The organism is Rhizobium sp. Leaf321, assembly GCF_001423215.1.
GTDB lineage: Bacteria > Pseudomonadota > Alphaproteobacteria > Rhizobiales > Rhizobiaceae > Neorhizobium > Neorhizobium soli.
Genome location: NZ_LMOF01000006.1, coordinates 714,483 through 733,262, shown reverse-complemented (window position 1 = coordinate 733,262; position 18,780 = coordinate 714,483). Strand labels below are relative to the sequence as shown.

Below are 18,780 nucleotides of genomic sequence, written 5' to 3'. Positions count from 1 at the left end.
CCAACGCAAAAGCAGCGCCCGGGAACGGACGCTGCTTTTTTTCTATGTGGAGCGCCAACCTCCCTCATTCCTGTGCTCGTCAGGGGATAGAGGGAGGCGTGGATGCCGGAATGAACGAAAGCGCGAGTAGAGGATGGAGCAACGTGGCAAGCGGGTGACGCGGCCATGAGCGCGATATCAAAGTCTATGTCTTCAAACCGTATCGACAGCGACTATCCGCCGGCAACAGCCTGATCAGACGTCGTCGTCGCGCTTGACCCGGTATTCGCCCGTCACCGGATCCTTTTCCAGCGTTCCCATGGCGCCGGTGCGTTGCTGCTCTTCCTCGCGGCGCGTGCGCGCCGTGAGCCGTTCCGCGTCCTTGATGAAGCGCTTGTAGAGCATCCATCCGCCGCCGATCAGCAGGGCCAGAAGTATGAGCTGAGCCATTTCCCGTCGAAACCTTGTAAGGCGGGCATATCAGAGCCCGAAGCGGCTCCACATTGCCCGTTCTTCCAGGCCTTCGGCAAGACCTGCCGTGGCGCCTGAGGCAATTTCCCCCAGATTGGCGGATCCTAGCGCAACGCCCGGCACCCGGCGACCGAACAGGGTCCGCGTGCCGCCGATCAGCTCCAGCTTGGCATCCTTGCCGAAACGGCGCTTGATCACATCGCGCATCTCGCCCAGCCCATCGATGAGGCCGAGTTCGAGGCCACGGGTGCCAGTCCAGAAGAGCCCGGAGAAAATCGTGCTATCTTCGCCGAGCCGTGACCCGCGGCGCGATTTCACCATGTCGATGAAGACCTGGTGGATCTCGAGCTGCAGCGTCTTCAGGTACTCGATGTCGCCTTCCTTTTCAGGCTGGAAAGGATCGAGAATCACCTTGTTCTCGCCGGCCGTATAGACGCGGCGTTCGACGCCGATCTTCTTCAGCATTTCCGGGAAGCCGAAACCACCAGACACGACGCCGATCGAGCCGACGATCGAGGTCGGATCGGCAAAGATTTCGTCGCCGGCAAGGGCAATCATGTAGCCGCCGGACGCTGCCACATCTTCCACGAAGATCAGAACCTTCTTTTCCTTTTCCTCGGCGAGAGCCCGGATGCGCTGGTAGATCAGGCGCGACTGGACAGGCGAGCCGCCCGGCGAATTGATGGAGATGGCAACGACCGGCGCATCCTTCTTTGCGAAGGCCTTTTCCAGCATCGGCGCCACGGTTGCGATGTTGAGCGTTTGCTTGAACTGGCTGCCGCCCGCCATGATCGTGCCATGCAGTCGGACCACCGGGATCGACAAACCGGTCTTGCGGAAACGTTTTGGCAGCAGGCGATTCAAGAAGCTCATCATCCATCCTGTTCAAGCATATATCGGAAGCCTGGATGTATGTTCTCGAAGGGCGAACACAATGGCTGAGCCTCTAAAAACGGGGTTTATCGCCGTCTTCGGTGATAGGCGGTGCGACCGTTGTTCAAATCATCCGCCTGCGACATGAAGGAATTGCCATCCGCTCCATGCACGATCAGCGGCGCGCGGAACACCAGCCGCGCTCTCGAGCCCTTGACCCCGGTTACCAGAATGCGGGTCGCATCCTCGCCCGGGCGGGGGTGGACCGGGGTTATTTCAAGCCCGCCGAAGCGCTTGCCGCAGGCCTCGATGATATCGACGATGGAATCCGGACGGGCGATCAGCGACAATTGCCCGCCGGGTTTCATGATGGCGGCGGCCGTGCGCAGCCAGTTTTCGAACAGGCCAGCGGTCATTGCATGCGCTTCGGCCTTCAAGGCATCCGGCGTTATGCGGTCGTCGGCGTGGTTGAAGGGCGGGTTCATGATCACATGGTCGTGCACGCCGTCGTGCAATCCCGCGTCGACCCGGGCCTTGCCCGTGAGCGTCACATCGGCGCCGAGAACCGTGATACGATCAGACAGGAAAGCATTTTCCTGCAAAGCCAGCGTTCGCCGCGCATACTCCGCCATCAACGGCAACTTCTCGACCAGAACGATGCGGGCGTTTTCGAGCCGGCTCGCGACCGCTAGTCCTGCGGCACCGGCGCCGGATCCGAGATCGGCAACCGAAACGGACCGTTCGTCCGCCACAAGCGAGGCGAGCAGCATCGCATCCACGCCGGACCTGTGGCCGCCGCCCTTCGGCTGCACCAGATGGAAGCGGCCGCGGTGAAACGCATCGATGGTGAAGTCCGACGAAAGATCCTGCGGGATGCCGGCGGACGTGGTCACGGTCGAAGCTCCGCCTCCAGGCCGGCATCGATCAGGATGCGGCGGGCTTCGTCTCCCCTCTCCTCCTCGACAAGGAAGCGTTTCGACAGCATGCCGAGCGAGCCTTCGAGCACGCTCATGGACTGGTCCGCAACCATGAAATGAATGCCGGCATCCTTCATCAGGCTGCTCGCAACCGAGAGAAGCACCGGGTCGTTGGCGCGAATGAGTTCCCGCATGCGGCAAAAATCCCCCTCAAAAACGGCAGGTCAGCGAATTGTCACTTGCCGCATCCTGCCACGCTTTCTATTGTCCAAGCCGGAACTTAATTTAGGAGTCCGGTCGTTGGGCGTCGTAATACCGCTTGAAGAAGGCAAAAACAAATCTGCTTCCGTGAAGCCCCTGGTGGACCTCACGAGAGGAGACATGGAGCGGGTCAACCAGCTGATCCTGTCGAAGGCAGGCTCCGACGTGCAAATGATCCCGGAAGTTGCCAACCACCTGATCTCGTCGGGCGGCAAGCGGCTTCGGCCGATGCTGACGCTCGCGTCTGCGGTGCTGTTCGGCTACAAGGGCGAAGGCCATGTGAAGCTCGCGACCAGCGTCGAATTCATGCATACGGCAACGCTGCTGCATGACGATGTGGTGGACGAAAGCGATCTGCGCCGCGGCAAATCCACCGCACGGATGATCTGGGGCAACCAGGCCAGTGTTCTCGTCGGCGACTTTCTGCTCGGCCAGTCCTTCAAGATGATGGTCGAAGTCGGATCGCTTGAAGCGCTGGACGTTCTGGCAACCGCGGCTTCCGTGATTGCGGAAGGCGAAGTGCTTCAGCTTTCCGTCGCCAAGAACATGGAAACCACCGAGGACGACTATCTCTCCGTCATTCGCGCCAAGACGGCGGCGTTGTTTGCGGCGGCGGCGGAAGTCGGGCCGATCATCGCCAATGCCGACAAGGCTGGGCGTTCCGCAATGCGCTCCTACGGCATGAACCTTGGCTACGCCTTCCAGCTGGTCGACGACGCGCTCGATTACGGCGGCACCGCTGCCGATCTCGGCAAGAATGTCGGCGACGATTTCCGCGAGGGAAAGATCACGCTTCCAGTCATCCTTGCCTACCGGCGTGGCACCGAAACGGAGCGGGCATTCTGGAAGACGGCGATCGAACAGGGCGAAAGCAGCGAGGAAAATCTTGAAAAGGCGCTGGGCTTGATCAAGAAATACGACGCGCTGAACGACACGATCGGTCGGGCCCTGCATTACGGCACGATTGCCCGCGATGCGCTGGCGCCGCTGCCGGCATCGCCGCTCAAATCCGCGATGCTCGAGGTGATCGACTTCTCCATCCAGCGCGTGAACTGACGCTCTCTCCGTCGCGTTGACGAAGGTGTGACCGTTCCTGCCCGGCATCCGCTCTCTGCGATGCCGGAGAATTCCTTGCGGACATGCTTCAAAAAAGCCATTCTGTCATGACTCAATTGGCGCGGGATGGTGGCGATTTGCCACCGTCAAAGCGTCGCCTGCTCAAGGCCCACCACGAAAGGCATTCTTTTTATGCGGCAGAAATACAGCCTCCGTCTGCTTTCCAGCGCAGCGCTCGCAGCCGTTCTCATGCTCGCCGGTGCAGCGCAAGCGGCGACGCCAGAGGCGAAGCCGACCGCCGCGGAGAGCGTGAAGTTTGATGCCAGCGACGCGCAGTCGTTTTCGGGCGCGTTCCTCGCTGCCCGCACCGCCGATGTCGACCATGATTACGCGAACGCGATTGCGCTCTATCGCAAGGCGCTTTCCTTTGATGCGGCCAACCTTGAAATCCGCGAACGCCTGATGATTTCGCTGTTTCTGAGCGGCGATTTCGAAGGCGGCTTGAGCGAAGCGGAGAGGCTGAAGGACGATGCCGGCGTCGAGCGCATCACCCGCATCGTGCGGGGGCTGGATGCGATCCGCGACAAGCGCTTCGATGCCGCCAAGAAGACGCTTGCCTATACCGGCCCGAACGATCTTGACCGGCTGACTCACCAGATGATGATGGCGTGGGCGGATGTCGGCGCAGGCCGCGGCCGTCAGGCGATCTCGACTATTGCCGGCCTCAAGGGGCCCGACTGGTTCAAGGTGTTTACGGACTATCATCTTGGCGCCATGGCGCTGGTTTCCGGCGACACGGCCAGTGCACGCAAATATCTGACCACCGCCATTACCAACCAGGAAGCGGTTGCGACAGCTCCCGATACGTTCATGCGCGCCATCATGGCGCTTGCCCGTCTTGAAGCCGCTGCCGGCAACAAGCAGAAGGCGCTCGACGCGATTTCGGTCGGCGACCAGATGATCAGCAACTATGCGCCCCTGAAGGCGCTTCGCCAGAGCATTGAAAAGGGCGAGAAGCCCGAGCAGCAGATCACCAATGCTGCCGAAGGCGCGGCCGGCGTGCTGTTTTCGATCGGCGGCGCGCTGAACCGCCAGGGCGCTGAGGATATGGTCGGTCTCTACCTGCAGATCTCCCATGCGATGGACCCGAAGAGCGCCGACACGCTGATCCTGCTCGGCGGCATTGCCGAGAAGATGGAACAGCCGCAACGCGCCATCGAGCTTTATGCAAAGGTGCCGGCCGACAGCCCGATGCGCCGGATCTCCGAATTGCAGCTGGGCATCACCCTGTCCGATACCGGCAAGGTCGACGAGGCAAAGAGCCATCTGAAGGCGCTGATCGATTCGGATCCGGCCGACATCCGCAGCTATATCGCATATGGCAGCGTGCTCTCCGAAGCCAAGGACTACAAGGCGATGGCCGCCAATTACGACAAGGCTGTCGAAATGATCGGCTCCGTGCCGAAGCCGGGCGACTGGACCGTGTTCTTCCAGCGCGGCATTTCCTATGAACGCCTGAAGCAGTTCGACAAGGCCGAGCCGAATTTCCGTCGGGCCCTGGAGCTCAACCCCGAGCAGCCGCAGGTTCTGAATTATCTCGGCTATTCGCTTGTCGACCTCAACCTCAACCTTGCCGAAGGCCTCGACATGATCCGCAAGGCAGTCGATGCGCGGCCGGACGATGGCTATATCGTCGATTCGCTGGGATGGGCCTATTTCCGCCTCGGCAAGTTCGACGAAGCCGTGACCGAACTGGAACGCGCAGTGCAGCTGCGCGCCGGCGATGCGACGATCAACGACCATCTGGGCGATGCCTACTGGCGTGTCGGCCGCAAGCTGGAAGCGGTCTACCAGTGGAACCGGACGCTGATCTCCGAAGGCGAGGACGTCAACAAGGAAATGGTCAAGGAAAAGATCGCCAACGGCCTGCCGCCGCTCGATCCGAACGCGACGACGGCCGATCGCGGCCAGGCAGCACCAGTGCCGCCTGCCCCGCCGGCACCTGCCAATCCCGACAAGAAATCCTGATAAAGCGGGCTTTCCAGCATGACCATATCCGATACGCAAGACGCCGCCGCAGAGGTGGCCCTGACGGAACTTGCGCCTGCGAAGATCAATCTTGGCCTGCATGTCGTGGGGCTTCGCTATGACGGGTTCCACCTGCTGGAAAGCGTCGTCACCTTCGCCGATCTGGGTGACGAGCTGACCTTCACGCTCTCGGAAGCGGATGAGTTTTCCGTTTCCGGCCGCTTTGCGTCCGAGCTTTCAAATGACGATGCGGGCCAGGCTGGCAATCTCGTGATCAAGGCGCGCGATCTCTTTCGCCAGCAGCTGGTTTCCAACGGCTTTCCGGCGCCTCCCGTTTCGATCCACCTCGAGAAGAAACTACCGATAGCGGCCGGGATCGGAGGCGGGTCGGCCGATGCGGCGGCCACGCTTCGCGGCCTGTTCCGGCTGTGGAATGCGGAGATACCGGAAGCAGCCCTTTTGGCGCTTGGCCTTTCGCTGGGGGCCGACGTGCCCATGTGCCTGACGGGGGCTGCCGTTCTGGCCGAGGGGATCGGCGAAAGGCTTGAACCGCTGCCGACCATGCCGTCCCTATCCCTCGTGCTCGCCAACCCGCTGATCAGCGTCTCGACCCCTGAGATTTTCAAGCTACTGGTGGACAAGGAAAACGAGGCCCTGCCGCCGACGCCGACCGACGCAGGCGGCTGGCTGCCTTACCTGAAAACGCTTCGCAACGACCTGGAGCCGCCAGCTCGCGCGCTCATCCCCGAGATCGAGGAACTCTCCGCGATGATCGCAGCGCAAGGTGCCGAGCTGGTGCGCATGTCCGGATCCGGAGCGACCTGTTTCGGTGTGTTCCCTTCGAAGACAGACGCGGAAGCCGCCGCGCAGGCGCTGACCGCCCTGAAGCCGGGCTGGTATTTCGAAGCGGTCGAAACCGTCGGAGCAAAGCCATGAGCAAGATCGTCGAAACGCGCGAGTTCATTCCTATTTCGATCGCGGTACTGACCGTGTCGGATACCCGGACTATGGTGGACGACAAATCCGGCGATACGCTGGTTGCCCGTATCGCGGAGGCCGGTCACAGGCTTGGGGCACGCGCCATCGTGCCCGACGACAAGGAGCGGATCGCCGGCCAGGTGCGCGAATGGACCCTCGACCCTGAGATCGACGTGGTCATCACCACCGGAGGAACCGGCTTTACCGGCCGCGACGTGACGCCGGAAGCGCTGGAGCCGCTGTTCGACAAGAAGATGGACGGGTTTTCCGAGGTGTTTCACCGGATTTCCTACGACAAGATCGGCACCTCGACGATCCAGTCGCGGGCAACCGGCGGCGTTGCCAATGCAACCTTCATCTTCGTGCTGCCGGGCTCTCCCGGTGCCTGCAAGGATGCCTGGGACGGCATCCTGAAAGCGCAGCTGGACTACCGCCACATGCCCTGCAACTTCATCGAGATCATGCCGCGGCTGGACGAGCATCTGCGGCGCGGATCGGGCAAGTAACGGTCTGATTTATCGCGCGGACGCGGCAACCCACGCTGGGATCATCTCGCTCACCAGTCTCGACGGCTTTGCGGCTGACGTCACAGCCTTGGCGACATCCACGAGACCCATGCCGGACTTTGCGAGCGCGACGGCTTCGCGCTTCGGCAGGATCAGCCCCTGCTCGAGCGGCGGGACTGAACGGACGATCCTTGTAAGGAACGGCTTGCGGTAGGTTCGCGAAGGCGAGAACCGCACGGGCTGACGGTTGAGCGCCAGATATTCCATCACCTCGTCGATCCAGCCGGCCTGGAGACGCGCTCCGGGCTCCAGCAGAAGCAGCCATTCGGCGCGCGCCTTGTGCAGGATATCGACGATGTCCCAAGCGCTGTGGAAACGGCAGCCGGCGGCATCCGCGACACGGGAGGACCCGTCGCGCGAGTTGTGATCGAGCACCACGACATCGCTGACCAACCCCTCCACCGCGGCGGAAACAAGGACGGACAACGTCTGCGCGAGCTCGGCTTCCTGATCCCGGCATTCCATTAAAACAGTCAGCATTTTCAACGTCTAGCGCATTGCGCAAGGGATTACCACATATGCTTTGCGAGTTTGTTCTTGCATTGTTCTCAATGTCGCGATAGGAATCTGTTCATTCGAGAACGGGAATTTTTCCCGTCAGGAGTGCCCCATGAACGAGCTGTCCCATTTGCGGCAGGACGCATTCGCGCCTGCTCATACGGCTGATATTGCCGATGCATTGGTGAAGACCTCCGGCCTCCGGATCGAGGGGGATCGCCGGCGCGGTCGTGGCGCCGGACTGAACCCTTCAGGACGTTTCGAGACGGAGCGTCGCGAGGCTTTCGACGACGGCTGGCAGACGATCGAGGAACTGGAACCGTTCCGGACCGAGGTGCAGGTGGAAAAGCCACGTACCGCGATTACCCGAAACGATTCTCCCGACATTCCCTTCGACCGCTCAATCAACCCGTACCGCGGCTGCGAGCATGGCTGCATCTACTGCTTCGCGCGGCCGAGCCACAGTTTCATGGGGCTTTCGCCGGGGCTGGACTTTGAATCGAAGCTGTTTGCCAAACCCGACGTGCCGAAACTTCTGGAGCGCGAACTGAGCAGGGCCGATTACAAGGTCCGGGCGATTGCGATCGGCACCAACACCGATCCCTACCAGCCGATTGAACGGGAATGGCGCGTCATGCGCCAGATCCTTGAAGTCCTGCAGAAGGCCAACCATCCCGTAACAATCGTCACCAAATCGTCGCTGGTCACCCGCGACATCGACATTCTTTCCGACATGGCGTCGAAGGGCCTCGCCAAGGTCGCGATATCGCTAACCACCCTCGACCGCAAGCTTGCCCGCAGCATGGAGCCGCGCGCGTCGACGCCCGCCAAACGGCTCGAGGCGATCAAAGCGCTCTCGGACGCTGGCATACCGACAGCTGTGTTCACCTCGCCGATCATTCCGGCGCTGAACGACCACGAGATCGAGCGGCTCCTGGAAGCGGGGCACGCTGCCGGCGCAACGGAGGCGAGTTACGTGCTCTTACGTCTGCCGCTGGAAGTGGCGCCGCTGTTCCGCGACTGGCTGCTGCAGCATTACCCGAACCGCTACCGGCATGTGATGTCGCTCGTTCGCTCGATGCGGGACGGCAAGGATTATGACGCGGAGTTCGGCAAGCGGATGAAGGGCACCGGTCCTTACGCCTGGCAGATCGGGCGACGCTTCGAGATGGCAACGAAGCGGCTCGGCATGACGCGTCGGGGCGTGCCGCTTAGGGACGATTTGTTTGTTCGTCCGAATGGCGCGGGCATTCAGCTTTCGCTGCTTTGAGTTTGGCCTGCAGGGGCATCCGTCGTCCCTGCGAAACGGCCTGATGACGTCGCGAGAGTTACAGCGACTTTCATTCAGGTCGATTAATTTCGAATTTCGGCACGGTTCCCGCATATCACCTGCCGAAAGACCCCCGGTTCCCACCATCATCCCGAAAGGGCGCCCCCGATGGTGGGCAACGACGCCGCACTCGTTGTCCGGGGGTTGCCGGAGGTCGGGCGGGCGTGCGAAACTGCCGCCATGTTGCTTCGCACGCCGCCCGATTCTCCGACATTGTTTGAAGAGACGCCATTCGTTCCAGATTTCAGCCTGGAGCTGATGGCGCGGGATGCCGGACATTGGCCGGTGGCTGGCACCGACGAAGCAGGCCGCGGTCCCTTGGCGGGTCCGGTTGTGGCAGCCGCCGTGATTCTCGATCCCGACAACATTCCACCCGGTCTCGACGATTCCAAGAAGCTCAGCCTGAAGCAGCGGGAAGCGCTGTTTGCGATGATCATGGCGACGGCGCATGTGTCGATTGCATCGTCTGGTCCGCGCCTCATCGACGAGCGCAACATCCTGCGCGCCAGTCTCGACGCCATGCGGCGTGCGGTGATCGGACTGAATATCAAGCCGGCCTATCTCCTCACCGATGGCCGCGACATGCCGCCTGGGCTCGCCTGCCCCGGCAAGGCCGTGATCAAGGGCGATAGCCGCTCTGTCTCCATCGCCGCGGCCTCGATCGTGGCGAAAGTCACCCGCGACCGGATGATGGGTCGCGCCTGCACCGTTTTTCCGGCCTATGGCTTTGCCAAGCATGTCGGATACGCCACCAAACAGCACCGCGACGGCATTACGAGCCACGGCCCCTGCCCGCTCCACCGGATGAGCTTTCGTCCGATGCGGAAAGATCCGCTGCCGGAAGACGATCTCGCCGATCTCCAGGACTCGGACATTACCCTCACCGCATAACGCAAAAGGCCGAGCTTTCGCCCGGCCTTTTCTTAATTCATGTCTCTGAAGCTTAGTTCAGGCGCGTTTGAACCGTACCGACGGCGTCCCTGAACAGGGCTTCCTGCGTTGCTGCATCGGCCTTGCGGGCGATGACGCTTTCGGCGGCGGCGATGGCGAGGTCGACGGCTGCGGCGCGAACGGCGCTCACGGCATCAGCTTCCGCCTGCTTGATCTTCTGCTCGGAGACCGCGTTGCGGCGGGCGACGAATTCTTCCGTCTTCTGGCGGGCTTCTTCCGTCAGGGCAGCGGCTTCGCGTTCGGCGGAAGCCACGATGCTGGCAGCGTCGGCTTCGGCCTGCTTGCGCTTCTTCTGGTATTCAGCCAGCAGCGCCTGGGCTTCTTCGCGAAGCTTCTTGGCTTCGTCGAGTTCGCTGCGGATGTTGGCGGCGCGTTCGTCGAGCGACTTTGCCATCATGCCCGGCACCTTGATGTAGATCAGGATGCCGAGGAAAATGACGAGACCAACGAGTGCGAAAAATGTTGCGTCGAATGCCATGCGATCAGGCCCCCGTCTTGGCGGCCGCGACGGCAGCCTTGATGTCATCGCCGCTTGCCTTGCCGCCGATCATGAGATCGACGATGGCGGATGCGGTATCTTCGGCGATCTGGCCGACTTCAGCAAAAGCCTTGTCCTTGATCTCGCCGATGCGGGTTTCTGCTGCACTGAGCTTTGCGGCCAGTTCGGCTTCGATGGCGCTACGGTCGGCAGCAGCCTTCGTCTTGGCGGCTTCGCGGGCCGCTTCGGCAATGCCGTGCGACTTGGCGCGGGCGGCGGCCAGTTCCTTTTCATAGGTCTCGACGGCAGCATCGGCTTCCGCCTTGGCGCGGCCGGCTTCTTCGAGATCCTTGGCGATACGATCGTGACGATCCTCGATGATTCCGCCAACGCGCGGAACGATCACCTTCTTCATGAGAAGGTAGAAGAGACCGAACGTGATGACGAGCCAGAGAAGCTGCGACGCGAAATGGGATGAGTCGAGCGGTGGAAACGCGCCACTGTGCTCAGTGTCGTGGGCGACACCGGTTTCGGTATGCACTTCGCCAGCCGGAGCAGCATGCGGTTCGGCCGCCGGTGCGGCGCCCGGTGCTGCAGGCGTTTCAGGAGCGGCCGGCGCGGTCTGCGCATATGCCGAAGTCACGAACATCATCACCTCCGGGTGAATTCCAAATGCGAAGGATCACGGTGCGCTTTGAAACGACCGTGATCCGAAGTCCAGGTCTGGTATTAGACCACGAACAGGAGAAGGAGAGCTACGAGCAGCGAAAAGATGCCCAGAGCTTCCGTAACGGCGAAACCGAATACCAGACGGCCGAACTGGCTGTCAGCGGCAGACGGGTTGCGCAGGGCGCCCGACAGGTAGCTGCCGAAGATGTTGCCGAGGCCGAGGGCCGTGCCGGCCATGCCAAAGCAAGCCAGACCTGCGCCGATGAACTTTGCTGCTTCCGCTTCCATGATGAACTCCTTGAATGGGTTTGCGGCTGATGACTGACGCCTCAGGACGCCAATTTGGTAGTTATTCTTAGTGCCCGCCGGGATGGACCGCGTCGTTCAGGTACATGCATGTGAGTACCGCGAAGACATAGGCCTGGAGGAAGGCAACGAGGAATTCGAGACCGGTCAGGGCGACCGTCATGGCGAGCGGCAGGATGGCGCCGCCGATGCCGAGTGCGCCGAGTGCTCCAAGCGAGCTGACAAAGCCCGCGAACACTTTCAGCGTGATGTGGCCGGCCAGCATGTTCGCGAAAAGACGAACGGAGAGCGAAATCGGCCGGGACAGGAAGGAGATGACTTCGATGACGACGACCAGCGGCAGAAGCGCGCCGGGTACACCGCTTGGCACGAACAGCTGAAGGAAGCCGAGGCCGTGCTTGTAGAAGCCGTAGACGATGACCGTGCCGACCACCAGCAGCGCCAGTGCGAAGGTGACGATGATCTGGCTGGTGACGGTAAAGAAGTACGGGAACATCCCGAGCAGGTTCGCGGTCAGGACGAACATGAACAGCGAGAAGACCAGCGGGAAGAACTTCATGCCATGGCTGCCGGCGCCTTCGCGCAGCATGTTGGCAATGAACTGGTAGGACATTTCCGCAACCGACTGTGCGCGGCCCGGGATCAGGCTGCGGGCGGACGATGCGAAATACAGGAAGCCGGCTGCGCAGGCGACCGTAGCAGTCATGAACAGCGATGCATTGGTAAAGGATAGGTCGATACCGCCGATCTCGATCGGGACGATCTTGCTGATCTGGAACTGATGGATCGGATCGTTTGCCACCGCTTACCCTCTTTCATATGCCGCCATGCCGGCGGCTCAATTCGTGTTGCGAAACCGAGCCTGTTAGTGCCCTGCCCCGTCCCCGCTGCCTTTTTTCCGCAAGGGCGGCGGCTCGGCCACCTTGCCCACGGATCGAAGCACGTTCAAAACACCGGCGCAGAAACCAAGAAGGAGAAGAATGATCATCCCCCACGGCGACGTGCCGGCATAGTAATCCAGTCCATAGCCCAGAATGGCGCCCACTGCGACAGCCGAGATGAATTCGGAGGAAATCTTGAAGCCGAGGGCCATGCCCTTTCGACTTTCTTCAGATTGCGCTTCCCGCTTCGCCTCTACCGCGTCACCAGCCTTCCGATCCGCCAATTGTGCGGACAGACGCTTTCGGCGTTCTTCCAGACCATCCTCGCGGTTGTCCATCCTCACGTCCTCCCATCCGCCCTTGTTCGGAGCGGACCAACCGCAACAGCAGCCAGCGGGGTTTCGCGCCTTCCGGCCCGCTTCTAAGTCGCGCGCAACATAGTTTTGAGAGGACTTATAGTCAAGGCGGTGCCGGGCCTTGATTCAGGGGAAATTAACGCTTCGATTTCAAGCGGTTATCGCTGAATTCCCGGCAACATGGCAAAACCTTCGCGGGAATATTCACAGATCGGCCGGGTTTATCAGCTCCAACCACCACCATAGGTACGGTAAAACACGTGCAGACCGATGCGTCCGACCTTTTTCATGGTCTTTGCCCAGTTCGGACGGACATAGACCGCGTGGTAGTGAGTGGCCGAGCCGACTTCCGGCAACCAGATCTTGCCGGCGGTCACCGCCATCGCAACTTCCTGGGCTGTTTCGAAATGATCCGGCGCGCGGATTCGGTCTGGAATGTTGTCGCAGGCGAAGGAGAACTGGCAGCGGTTGCGCCAGTCTTCGTTCTGATAGACGACGTCGCAGATGCTTTTCGGATAGTGCGGATTGCGGACGCGGTTGAGAATGACCTGTGCGACCGCGGCTTGGCCACGCACTTCTTCCCCGCGCGCTTCAAAATAGATGCCGGCGGCCAGGCATTGCTGCTGCTTGGGCGAAAACGATTCTTCCGGCAGCGCTGTTGCTGCCCAGGCGTGGTCTTCCGGGCCGATCGGCGGAATGAAGCGGCCGGTTTCGGGCTTTGCGCCGAGGATCGCATCGAAGGGTGACTTGCGCGAGAAGTCGGGCTTGGCCGGTGCATAGGCGGTTGCCAGCACATCTGCCTTCTCGTTGGTGATGAGGTCGGCGAGCATCGAAGGAAGACCGGGCTCCCTTACCTCGTCCTTGCGGAAATAGAATTCGGCGAGCTCGACCGGCTGGTCGTCGGCTTCGGCTTTGACGAAGGCGGTCATTTCATCGCTGGCATCCACAGGCGTGGTCAGCGAGCTGGAACGCTCGAGGATCGACCCGGCCGAAAAGGCCTTCGGCGGCTGCATCTGTTCGACGGCTACGATCCGGCTCTTCTTTTCAGCGCGGTTGACGCGGTCTTCGTCCGGCGTGTCCTCACCTGACTTCTCGTTGCCGGTGAATGCAACGCGGCGACCGTCGGGCAGCGTCATGCCGGCATCGCCGCCGAGCACGGAACCGCCACCCGGAAAGGCAAGCGATGCGTTATGAATAGAACCGGCCGGCGAGTTGGTCATGACCATGCGCCACTGGTCGCGGCCGCGGTCGATGCCGGAGAGGAGATCGGTGAGATCGCCTTGTGCGGGAACGGCTGGAAACACCAGCCAGGCAGCAAGTCCAAGGACGCCAGGCGCCAGCCAGATATCGCGGCGCGACAGGGCGCGGTGCAAAAGAGACTTCGTCCGAGCCGCCGGCATGGCCACTTTAGAGGACTTTCGACGCTGTACGGTCTTCGAACGCAAAACCGGCTACTCCACAAGGCAGGTCAACCAGGGACCTCAATGACTGATCGATGGGTCAAACATCAATCATTAACCTTGATGAGCAGTTAACGCTTATAGACAGAATCCCTTGTAACGCTGGTATTCGGGCATTTTCACTTAAACGTCAGAGGCTCGTGTCCGAAATGCCACGCGGGTTTTGGGCGACCTCTCCGTCACCCTTTCCGTCAGATGATGACGTGCGAACCCAGTTCGACGACGCGGTTGGCCGGCAGGTGGAAATAGTCGGACGGATCGGTTGCGGCATTGGCGAGTGCGATAAACAACCGGTCCTGCCACATGGGCATACCGGAAGCTGCGTCCGGTACCAGCTTGCGTCGGCCGAGATAGAACGACGTCGACATGATATCGAACTTGAAGCCGGTCTTTCTCAGATAGGCAAGCGACTGCGAGACATTGTGCGATTGCATGAAGCCGAACCGCAGTTCGATGACCGTGAACCGATCCGACAGCTTCTCGACCCGGTAGCGATCCTCGATCGATACGCGCGGCTTGTTGACCGTGATGATGGTCAGGATGACGTTCTTCGCATGCAGGACGTGATTGTGCTTGATGTTGTGCAGCAAGGCCGCCGGTGCTGTCTGCGGATCACCGGTCAGGAAGATGGCGACGCCTGGCACGGACACCGGAGCATGATCGCTTTTCTTTTCCACCATGGGAATAAAGGTCTGCAGCGGCACATCGATGCGGCGGGTCTTTTCAAACAGGATCGCAGCACCCCGCTTCCAGGTCCACATGACGACGGTAAAGCCGATCGCCATCATGACCGGCACCCAGCCGCCATCATGAATCTTCAAAAGATTGGCGCCCAGGAAAACGAATTCGAGCAGCAGAAGCGGCGCGAGCACAAGGGTTGCCAGCACACGCGGCCAGCGCCATCTCAGCCGAACGAACTCGAACGCCATCAGCGTCGTCACCACCATGGCGCCGGTCACCGAGATGCCGTAGGCGGTGGCCAGAGCATCGGAGCTCTCGAAACCAAGAACCAGCGCGATGACACCGACCAGAAGCAGCGTGTTGACGGCGGGCAGAAAGATCTGGCCGGTATTGGTTTCCGAGGTGAACAGGATCTGCATGCGCGGCAGATAGCCGAGATGGATCGCCTGGCGCACCAGCGAGAAGGCGCCGGTAATGACAGCCTGGCTTGCGATGATGGTGGCGCAGGTGGCGAGAATGATGACCGGAACGAGCGCCCATTGCGGGAACATCAGATAGAACGGATCGCTCATCGCTTCGGGATGTCTCAGCACCATGGCGCCCTGACCGAGATAATTCAGCGTCAGCGCCGGAAAGACCAAAACGAACCAAGCCCACTGGATGGGACGGCGACCGAAATGGCCGAGATCAGCATAAAGCGCTTCCGCGCCGGTCACGGTCAGAAAGACGGCGCCGAGAACGACGACGCCGGCAAAGCCTTCTTCGCTCATGAACTGGAAGGCATGCAATGGATTGAAGGCGGCCAGAATGCTGAGGTCGTCGAAAATATGCACCAGGCCGATGCCGCCCATCACGAGAAACCAGATGGCGGTGATCGGTCCGAAGAACTTCGCCACCATGCCGGTGCCCTTCGACTGGATGGCAAACAGCGCAACCAGGATGGCAATCGAAATCGGCAGAACGGCGCTTTCGAAATGCGGTGATACGTATTTCAGGCCTTCCACCGCAGACAGGACCGACAGCGCCGGCGTGATCATCGCATCGCCTAGAAACAGCGCGGCGCCGATCAGCCCGAGCAGCATCAGGACAGCCCGATGGCCGCACGCTCCTTTGGTCATGAGCGCCAGAAGCGACAGCGTGCCACCCTCTCCATCGTTATCGGCGCGCAGCAGGAAGAGAACGTATTTGAAGGTGACAATGATGGTCAGCGTCCAGATCATCAGCGAGATGAGGCTGATGATTTCCATCTGCGTGACGCCGTCATGGGCGACGGGCTTCAACGCCTCGCGAAAGGCATAGAGCGGGCTCGTGCCGATATCGCCATAGACGACACCGACAGAGCCGAGCGCAAGCGCGAACAGCCCATGTCCTTTGGTTTTCTCGGCGGCACTATGTTCTGCTGGGTGGCCCATTCGGCATCTGGCGTTCGAGCCAGCCTTTCAACGGAAAAATGCGGATACTTCGCTCCGCCCGCGAAGAGCAAGGAAGCGCCCTCCGGCGGGAGGCGCCTATAAAGACAGCAATTGCACAAGGCAAGGGCTGCAACTGCATGCTTTCACTATCGCCGCAGACGTCTAGCGGCGATGTTTAACAATTTCGAAACGAAAAGAGAGGCGATTTCAGAGTATTGACCGCCACTGACCGTGTATTCCTGCCCGGGAGACCGTCCAAACTCGAATAGGTTCTATTCGAAAACGATGGCAGGCGCATTGCGCAGCGGCTTGCCCTTAATCTCTGCCCAGGCCTTGGATGCAATCTCCCGATAAACGGCGGCGGATGCACTGTCCGGGTCGGAAACGACGACCGGCGTGCCCGCGTCGGAGCGTTCGCGGATGTCCATCGTCAAAGGGATTTCGCCGAGGAAGGGAACGCCGATGCGCTCGGCTTCCGACTTTGCGCCACCATGGCCGAAGATGTCGTAGCGGGTGCCCGTATCGGGAGCGAGGAAGTAGCTCATGTTCTCGATGATGCCGAGGATTGGTATCTCGACCTTGCCGAACATGGCGATGGCCTTGCGGGCGTCGATCAGGGCGAGATCCTGCGGGGTCGAGACGATCACGGCACCGGCGAGTGGCACCTGCTGGGCGAGCGTGAGCTGCACGTCGCCAGTTCCAGGCGGCATGTCGATCACGAGAATATCGAGCTCGCCCCAGCCGACTTCGCGCAGCATCTGCAGCAGTGCCGACTGGATCATCGGGCCGCGCCAGATCATCGCGGTGCCCTCCTCGACCAAGAAGCCGATCGACATCGCCTTCAGACCATAGTTCTGCATCGGGGCGATCTTCCGGTCTTCAAGCTGCTGCGGCTTGCCGGAGATGTTGAGGAGACGCGGGATGGACGGGCCGTAGATATCCGCATCGAGAATGCCGACCTTGAGACCGTTGGCTTGGAAACCCAGCGCCAGATTGACTGCTGTCGTCGATTTGCCAACGCCACCCTTGCCGGACGCCACCGCGATAATGGCACCCACGCCCGGAACGCCGGCTTTCGGTGCGGGCTGTCTCGGCCCGGGTGTGGCGGGGGGGTGCGGATGCGCGTGACCGGCGGCAGGCGCTTGCGGCTTTGGCGGAGGTGCCGTCTTGGCAGGTGCCGTTCCAGCTCTGCGATCGGCCGTCAGCGTAACCAGCGCGCCGTTGACGCCCTGCATCGCGGCGACCGTCCGTTCGGCGGCCATGCGCAGCGGCTCGAGTTCGGTTGCGCGATCGGCCGGCACCGTAATCGAGAAATAGACCTTCTTGTCGGAGATAAAGACGTCGGAGACCATTCCGCGAGAGACGATATCACCCTCGAGGTCGGGTCCGCGAACCTTCGCGAGAACCGCCAGAATCTGTTCCTTGGTGACGTCGGACATTGCCTGCTCCTGATAGCGATCTCGACACAAACTGCCCGCGCCGGATCCAAGGCTTATATAGGAAGTGTCACCGGTCTCGAGCAAGACGCTTCGTTGAAACGCCCCACGTCAGAAAAAAGAAAGCCGCTACCCGGATGGCAGCCAGACGGCGCCCCGGATAGCGGCTTGTTTTTATCGCGCCTCTTGGGACGCTTTCAGCCCCCTCTGGACCTGCCCGTAAACAAGCACGAACCATGCCAGACCGTAATGCGGATGTTTACGTAGTCGAAACAGGGTGTTAGGGACAGGCAACTCGAGAGCGTTGGGAATTTGCCCAGTGAACGATCAATTGACCGCGTAGAAAACAGAGGCGTTGATCAAATAATGATCGCCCGCATCGTTACTTGATGATGCCGGATCGCAACGCCTTGGCAACCGCCTGGGTGCGGTTGACGGTATCGAGCTTGCGGGCCGTGCGGTTGAGATAATGGTTTACGGTGTGCTCGGAGAGTCCAAGGATTTCGGCAATTTCCGCGCTGGTCTTACCCGCAGCCGTCCAGTTCAGGCAATCGACTTCGCGTTCGGTCAGGACATCGTTGGTCTTGACGTCGAGGCTGCGGATCTGCGCCAGCTGTTCATAGACGTGAACCGAGAGATAATGCAGTTCCATCATCTGCTGCTGGTCAAATGTCTTGCCCGTACCGCCGAAGCAAACGGCGCCGCGATTGCCGAGCCGGTCATGGACGGGGAAACAGGCGCCGCGCTGGATGCCGAACCCGGAAAAGATCTGCGTGACCTCGTCGCTCGAATTGATCACGCCGCGATCGCTCGAGAGATCGAAGACGAAGGGCGTCGTGAACTTGCGCAGATGTGCAAGGCCGGAGCTGGTCTGCATCAGACCGCTTTTGTCGAACTGCGACATCAGCTCCGCCGGCCAATTGGTAACGACGGTATTTTCGGACAGTTCGCGAGACGTGATCGACGGAAGGTTGAGAACCATGAAGGTGCGACAGTTATAATACTGCGTCACTCGCTTCAGGAACCGGATGACATCGAACTGGGTCTGCAGGGTGGCGATTTCGGCGACACTGCCGTCGAGAAAGGACATCTCTTCGGCTTTTTCGGTCTTAGACATGTACTGCTTCTTGCTCCGACCAGACCTTACGCACGCAAACGTCACCAGGTGATGGTGATAGGTTCTCGCATTTGCG

General features: G+C 60.9%; 20 protein-coding genes. 6 read left to right on the top strand and 14 right to left on the bottom strand.

All coding sequences use genetic code 11. The annotated features are described in order from the left end of the window. Nucleotides 1-234: 234 nt before the first annotated feature. The 4 genes from ASF70_RS09850 to ASF70_RS09835 all read right to left on the bottom strand — a co-directional run bounded on the left by ASF70_RS09850 (nt 235) and on the right by ASF70_RS09835 (nt 2,434). Nucleotides 235-429, bottom strand: a complete 195-nt coding sequence (locus ASF70_RS09850) for a hypothetical protein (RefSeq protein WP_062453677.1) — start codon at nt 427-429, stop codon at nt 235-237. Between the two features lie 30 nt (nt 430-459). Next, a complete protein-coding gene (locus ASF70_RS09845) occupies nt 460-1,326 on the bottom strand; it encodes a S49 family peptidase (RefSeq protein ID WP_062579365.1) in 867 nt (288 codons plus the stop codon). A gap of 83 nt (nt 1,327-1,409) precedes the next feature. Beyond that, the gene (locus tag ASF70_RS09840) at nt 1,410-2,198 is read right to left on the bottom strand and encodes a methyltransferase (protein ID WP_062580172.1); all 789 of its coding nucleotides are present in this window, start codon (nt 2,196-2,198) and stop codon (nt 1,410-1,412) included. 14 nt (nt 2,199-2,212) lie between these two features. After that, entirely contained in the window at nt 2,213-2,434 is a 222-nt protein-coding gene (locus tag ASF70_RS09835; protein ID WP_062453679.1) for a DUF2007 domain-containing protein, read from the bottom strand. A 106-nt stretch (nt 2,435-2,540) separates the two neighbouring features. Here ASF70_RS09835 and ASF70_RS09830 point away from each other — a divergent pair, with 106 nt between their 5' ends. The 4 genes from ASF70_RS09830 to moaB all read left to right on the top strand — a co-directional run bounded on the left by ASF70_RS09830 (nt 2,541) and on the right by moaB (nt 7,069). After that, the gene (locus tag ASF70_RS09830; protein ID WP_062453680.1) at nt 2,541-3,557 is read left to right on the top strand and encodes a polyprenyl synthetase family protein; all 1,017 of its coding nucleotides are present in this window, start codon (nt 2,541-2,543) and stop codon (nt 3,555-3,557) included. A gap of 192 nt (nt 3,558-3,749) precedes the next feature. Next, entirely contained in the window at nt 3,750-5,585 is a 1,836-nt protein-coding gene (locus ASF70_RS09825; RefSeq protein ID WP_062579363.1) for a tetratricopeptide repeat protein, read from the top strand. 18 nt (nt 5,586-5,603) lie between these two features. Beyond that, entirely contained in the window at nt 5,604-6,521 is a 918-nt protein-coding gene (locus ASF70_RS09820) for a 4-(cytidine 5'-diphospho)-2-C-methyl-D-erythritol kinase (protein WP_062579362.1), read from the top strand. Further along, complete coding sequence (gene moaB, locus ASF70_RS09815) at nt 6,518-7,069, top strand: molybdenum cofactor biosynthesis protein B (protein WP_062579360.1); 552 nt, start codon at nt 6,518-6,520, stop codon at nt 7,067-7,069. Before ASF70_RS09820 ends, moaB begins: the two co-directional genes overlap by 4 nt. A gap of 9 nt (nt 7,070-7,078) precedes the next feature. Here moaB and ASF70_RS09810 read toward each other — a convergent pair whose 3' ends face one another. Then, nucleotides 7,079-7,609 (bottom strand): hypothetical protein, encoded by a 531-nt coding sequence (locus ASF70_RS09810; protein WP_062579357.1) that lies wholly within the window; start codon nt 7,607-7,609, stop codon nt 7,079-7,081. Nucleotides 7,610-7,739: 130 nt separating this feature from the next. On the opposite strand from ASF70_RS09810, the gene ASF70_RS09805 reads away from it, so the two are divergent. Further along, nucleotides 7,740-8,897 (top strand): PA0069 family radical SAM protein, encoded by a 1,158-nt coding sequence (locus tag ASF70_RS09805; protein ID WP_062579354.1) that lies wholly within the window; start codon nt 7,740-7,742, stop codon nt 8,895-8,897. Nucleotides 8,898-9,137: 240 nt separating this feature from the next. Continuing rightward, entirely contained in the window at nt 9,138-9,848 is a 711-nt protein-coding gene (locus tag ASF70_RS09800) for a ribonuclease HII (protein WP_062580170.1), read from the top strand. A gap of 52 nt (nt 9,849-9,900) precedes the next feature. Here ASF70_RS09800 and ASF70_RS09795 read toward each other — a convergent pair whose 3' ends face one another. From ASF70_RS09795 to ASF70_RS09755, 9 genes are all read right to left on the bottom strand, one after another. Next, nucleotides 9,901-10,386, bottom strand: a complete 486-nt coding sequence (locus ASF70_RS09795; RefSeq protein WP_062453686.1) for a F0F1 ATP synthase subunit B — start codon at nt 10,384-10,386, stop codon at nt 9,901-9,903. 4 nt (nt 10,387-10,390) lie between these two features. Continuing rightward, nucleotides 10,391-11,038: a F0F1 ATP synthase subunit B gene (locus tag ASF70_RS09790; RefSeq protein ID WP_062579352.1), complete on the bottom strand. Its 648-nt coding sequence runs from the start codon at nt 11,036-11,038 to the stop codon at nt 10,391-10,393. Nucleotides 11,039-11,115: 77 nt separating this feature from the next. Further along, entirely contained in the window at nt 11,116-11,343 is a 228-nt protein-coding gene (locus ASF70_RS09785) for a F0F1 ATP synthase subunit C (RefSeq protein WP_037087706.1), read from the bottom strand. 67 nt (nt 11,344-11,410) lie between these two features. Further along, the gene (locus ASF70_RS09780; protein WP_062453688.1) at nt 11,411-12,163 is read right to left on the bottom strand and encodes a F0F1 ATP synthase subunit A; all 753 of its coding nucleotides are present in this window, start codon (nt 12,161-12,163) and stop codon (nt 11,411-11,413) included. Nucleotides 12,164-12,226: 63 nt separating this feature from the next. Next, on the bottom strand, nt 12,227-12,580 hold the full coding sequence (locus ASF70_RS09775) for an AtpZ/AtpI family protein (protein ID WP_062579350.1): 354 nt from the start codon (nt 12,578-12,580) through the stop codon (nt 12,227-12,229). Between the two features lie 242 nt (nt 12,581-12,822). Next, the gene (locus ASF70_RS09770; RefSeq protein ID WP_062579348.1) at nt 12,823-13,998 is read right to left on the bottom strand and encodes a cell wall hydrolase; all 1,176 of its coding nucleotides are present in this window, start codon (nt 13,996-13,998) and stop codon (nt 12,823-12,825) included. A 251-nt stretch (nt 13,999-14,249) separates the two neighbouring features. Next, nucleotides 14,250-16,151 (bottom strand): potassium transporter Kup, encoded by a 1,902-nt coding sequence (locus ASF70_RS09765; RefSeq protein ID WP_062579347.1) that lies wholly within the window; start codon nt 16,149-16,151, stop codon nt 14,250-14,252. A 272-nt stretch (nt 16,152-16,423) separates the two neighbouring features. Next, nucleotides 16,424-17,590 carry an Mrp/NBP35 family ATP-binding protein gene (locus ASF70_RS09760; RefSeq protein ID WP_062579345.1) on the bottom strand — a complete coding sequence of 389 codons (1,167 nt, stop codon included), beginning with the start codon at nt 17,588-17,590 and terminating at the stop codon, nt 16,424-16,426. Nucleotides 17,591-17,969: 379 nt separating this feature from the next. After that, complete coding sequence (locus tag ASF70_RS09755) at nt 17,970-18,704, bottom strand: LuxR family transcriptional regulator (RefSeq protein ID WP_062453693.1); 735 nt, start codon at nt 18,702-18,704, stop codon at nt 17,970-17,972. Nucleotides 18,705-18,780: the final 76 nt, after the last annotated feature.

Excerpts from the sequence above, each read along its gene's own strand:
- ASF70_RS09820 (WP_062579362.1), top strand. The coding sequence starts at position 5,604 with ATGACCATATCCGATACGCAAGACGCCGCCGCAGAGGTGGCCCTGACG.
- ASF70_RS09765 (WP_062579347.1), bottom strand. The coding sequence starts at position 16,151 with ATGGGCCACCCAGCAGAACATAGTGCCGCCGAGAAAACCAAAGGACAT.
- ASF70_RS09845 (WP_062579365.1), bottom strand. The coding sequence starts at position 1,326 with ATGATGAGCTTCTTGAATCGCCTGCTGCCAAAACGTTTCCGCAAGACC.
- ASF70_RS09825 (WP_062579363.1), top strand. The coding sequence starts at position 3,750 with ATGCGGCAGAAATACAGCCTCCGTCTGCTTTCCAGCGCAGCGCTCGCA.
- ASF70_RS09810 (WP_062579357.1), bottom strand. The coding sequence starts at position 7,609 with ATGCTGACTGTTTTAATGGAATGCCGGGATCAGGAAGCCGAGCTCGCG.
- ASF70_RS09770 (WP_062579348.1), bottom strand. The coding sequence starts at position 13,998 with ATGCCGGCGGCTCGGACGAAGTCTCTTTTGCACCGCGCCCTGTCGCGC.
- ASF70_RS09805 (WP_062579354.1), top strand. The coding sequence starts at position 7,740 with ATGAACGAGCTGTCCCATTTGCGGCAGGACGCATTCGCGCCTGCTCAT.
- ASF70_RS09790 (WP_062579352.1), bottom strand. The coding sequence starts at position 11,038 with ATGATGTTCGTGACTTCGGCATATGCGCAGACCGCGCCGGCCGCTCCT.
- ASF70_RS09755 (WP_062453693.1), bottom strand. The coding sequence starts at position 18,704 with ATGTCTAAGACCGAAAAAGCCGAAGAGATGTCCTTTCTCGACGGCAGT.
- ASF70_RS09775 (WP_062579350.1), bottom strand. The coding sequence starts at position 12,580 with ATGGACAACCGCGAGGATGGTCTGGAAGAACGCCGAAAGCGTCTGTCC.
- ASF70_RS09760 (WP_062579345.1), bottom strand. The coding sequence starts at position 17,590 with ATGTCCGACGTCACCAAGGAACAGATTCTGGCGGTTCTCGCGAAGGTT.
- ASF70_RS09800 (WP_062580170.1), top strand. The coding sequence starts at position 9,138 with ATGTTGCTTCGCACGCCGCCCGATTCTCCGACATTGTTTGAAGAGACG.
- ASF70_RS09835 (WP_062453679.1), bottom strand. The coding sequence starts at position 2,434 with ATGCGGGAACTCATTCGCGCCAACGACCCGGTGCTTCTCTCGGTTGCG.
- ASF70_RS09785 (WP_037087706.1), bottom strand. The coding sequence starts at position 11,343 with ATGGAAGCGGAAGCAGCAAAGTTCATCGGCGCAGGTCTGGCTTGCTTT.
- ASF70_RS09795 (WP_062453686.1), bottom strand. The coding sequence starts at position 10,386 with ATGGCATTCGACGCAACATTTTTCGCACTCGTTGGTCTCGTCATTTTC.
- ASF70_RS09850 (WP_062453677.1), bottom strand. The coding sequence starts at position 429 with ATGGCTCAGCTCATACTTCTGGCCCTGCTGATCGGCGGCGGATGGATG.
- moaB (WP_062579360.1), top strand. The coding sequence starts at position 6,518 with ATGAGCAAGATCGTCGAAACGCGCGAGTTCATTCCTATTTCGATCGCG.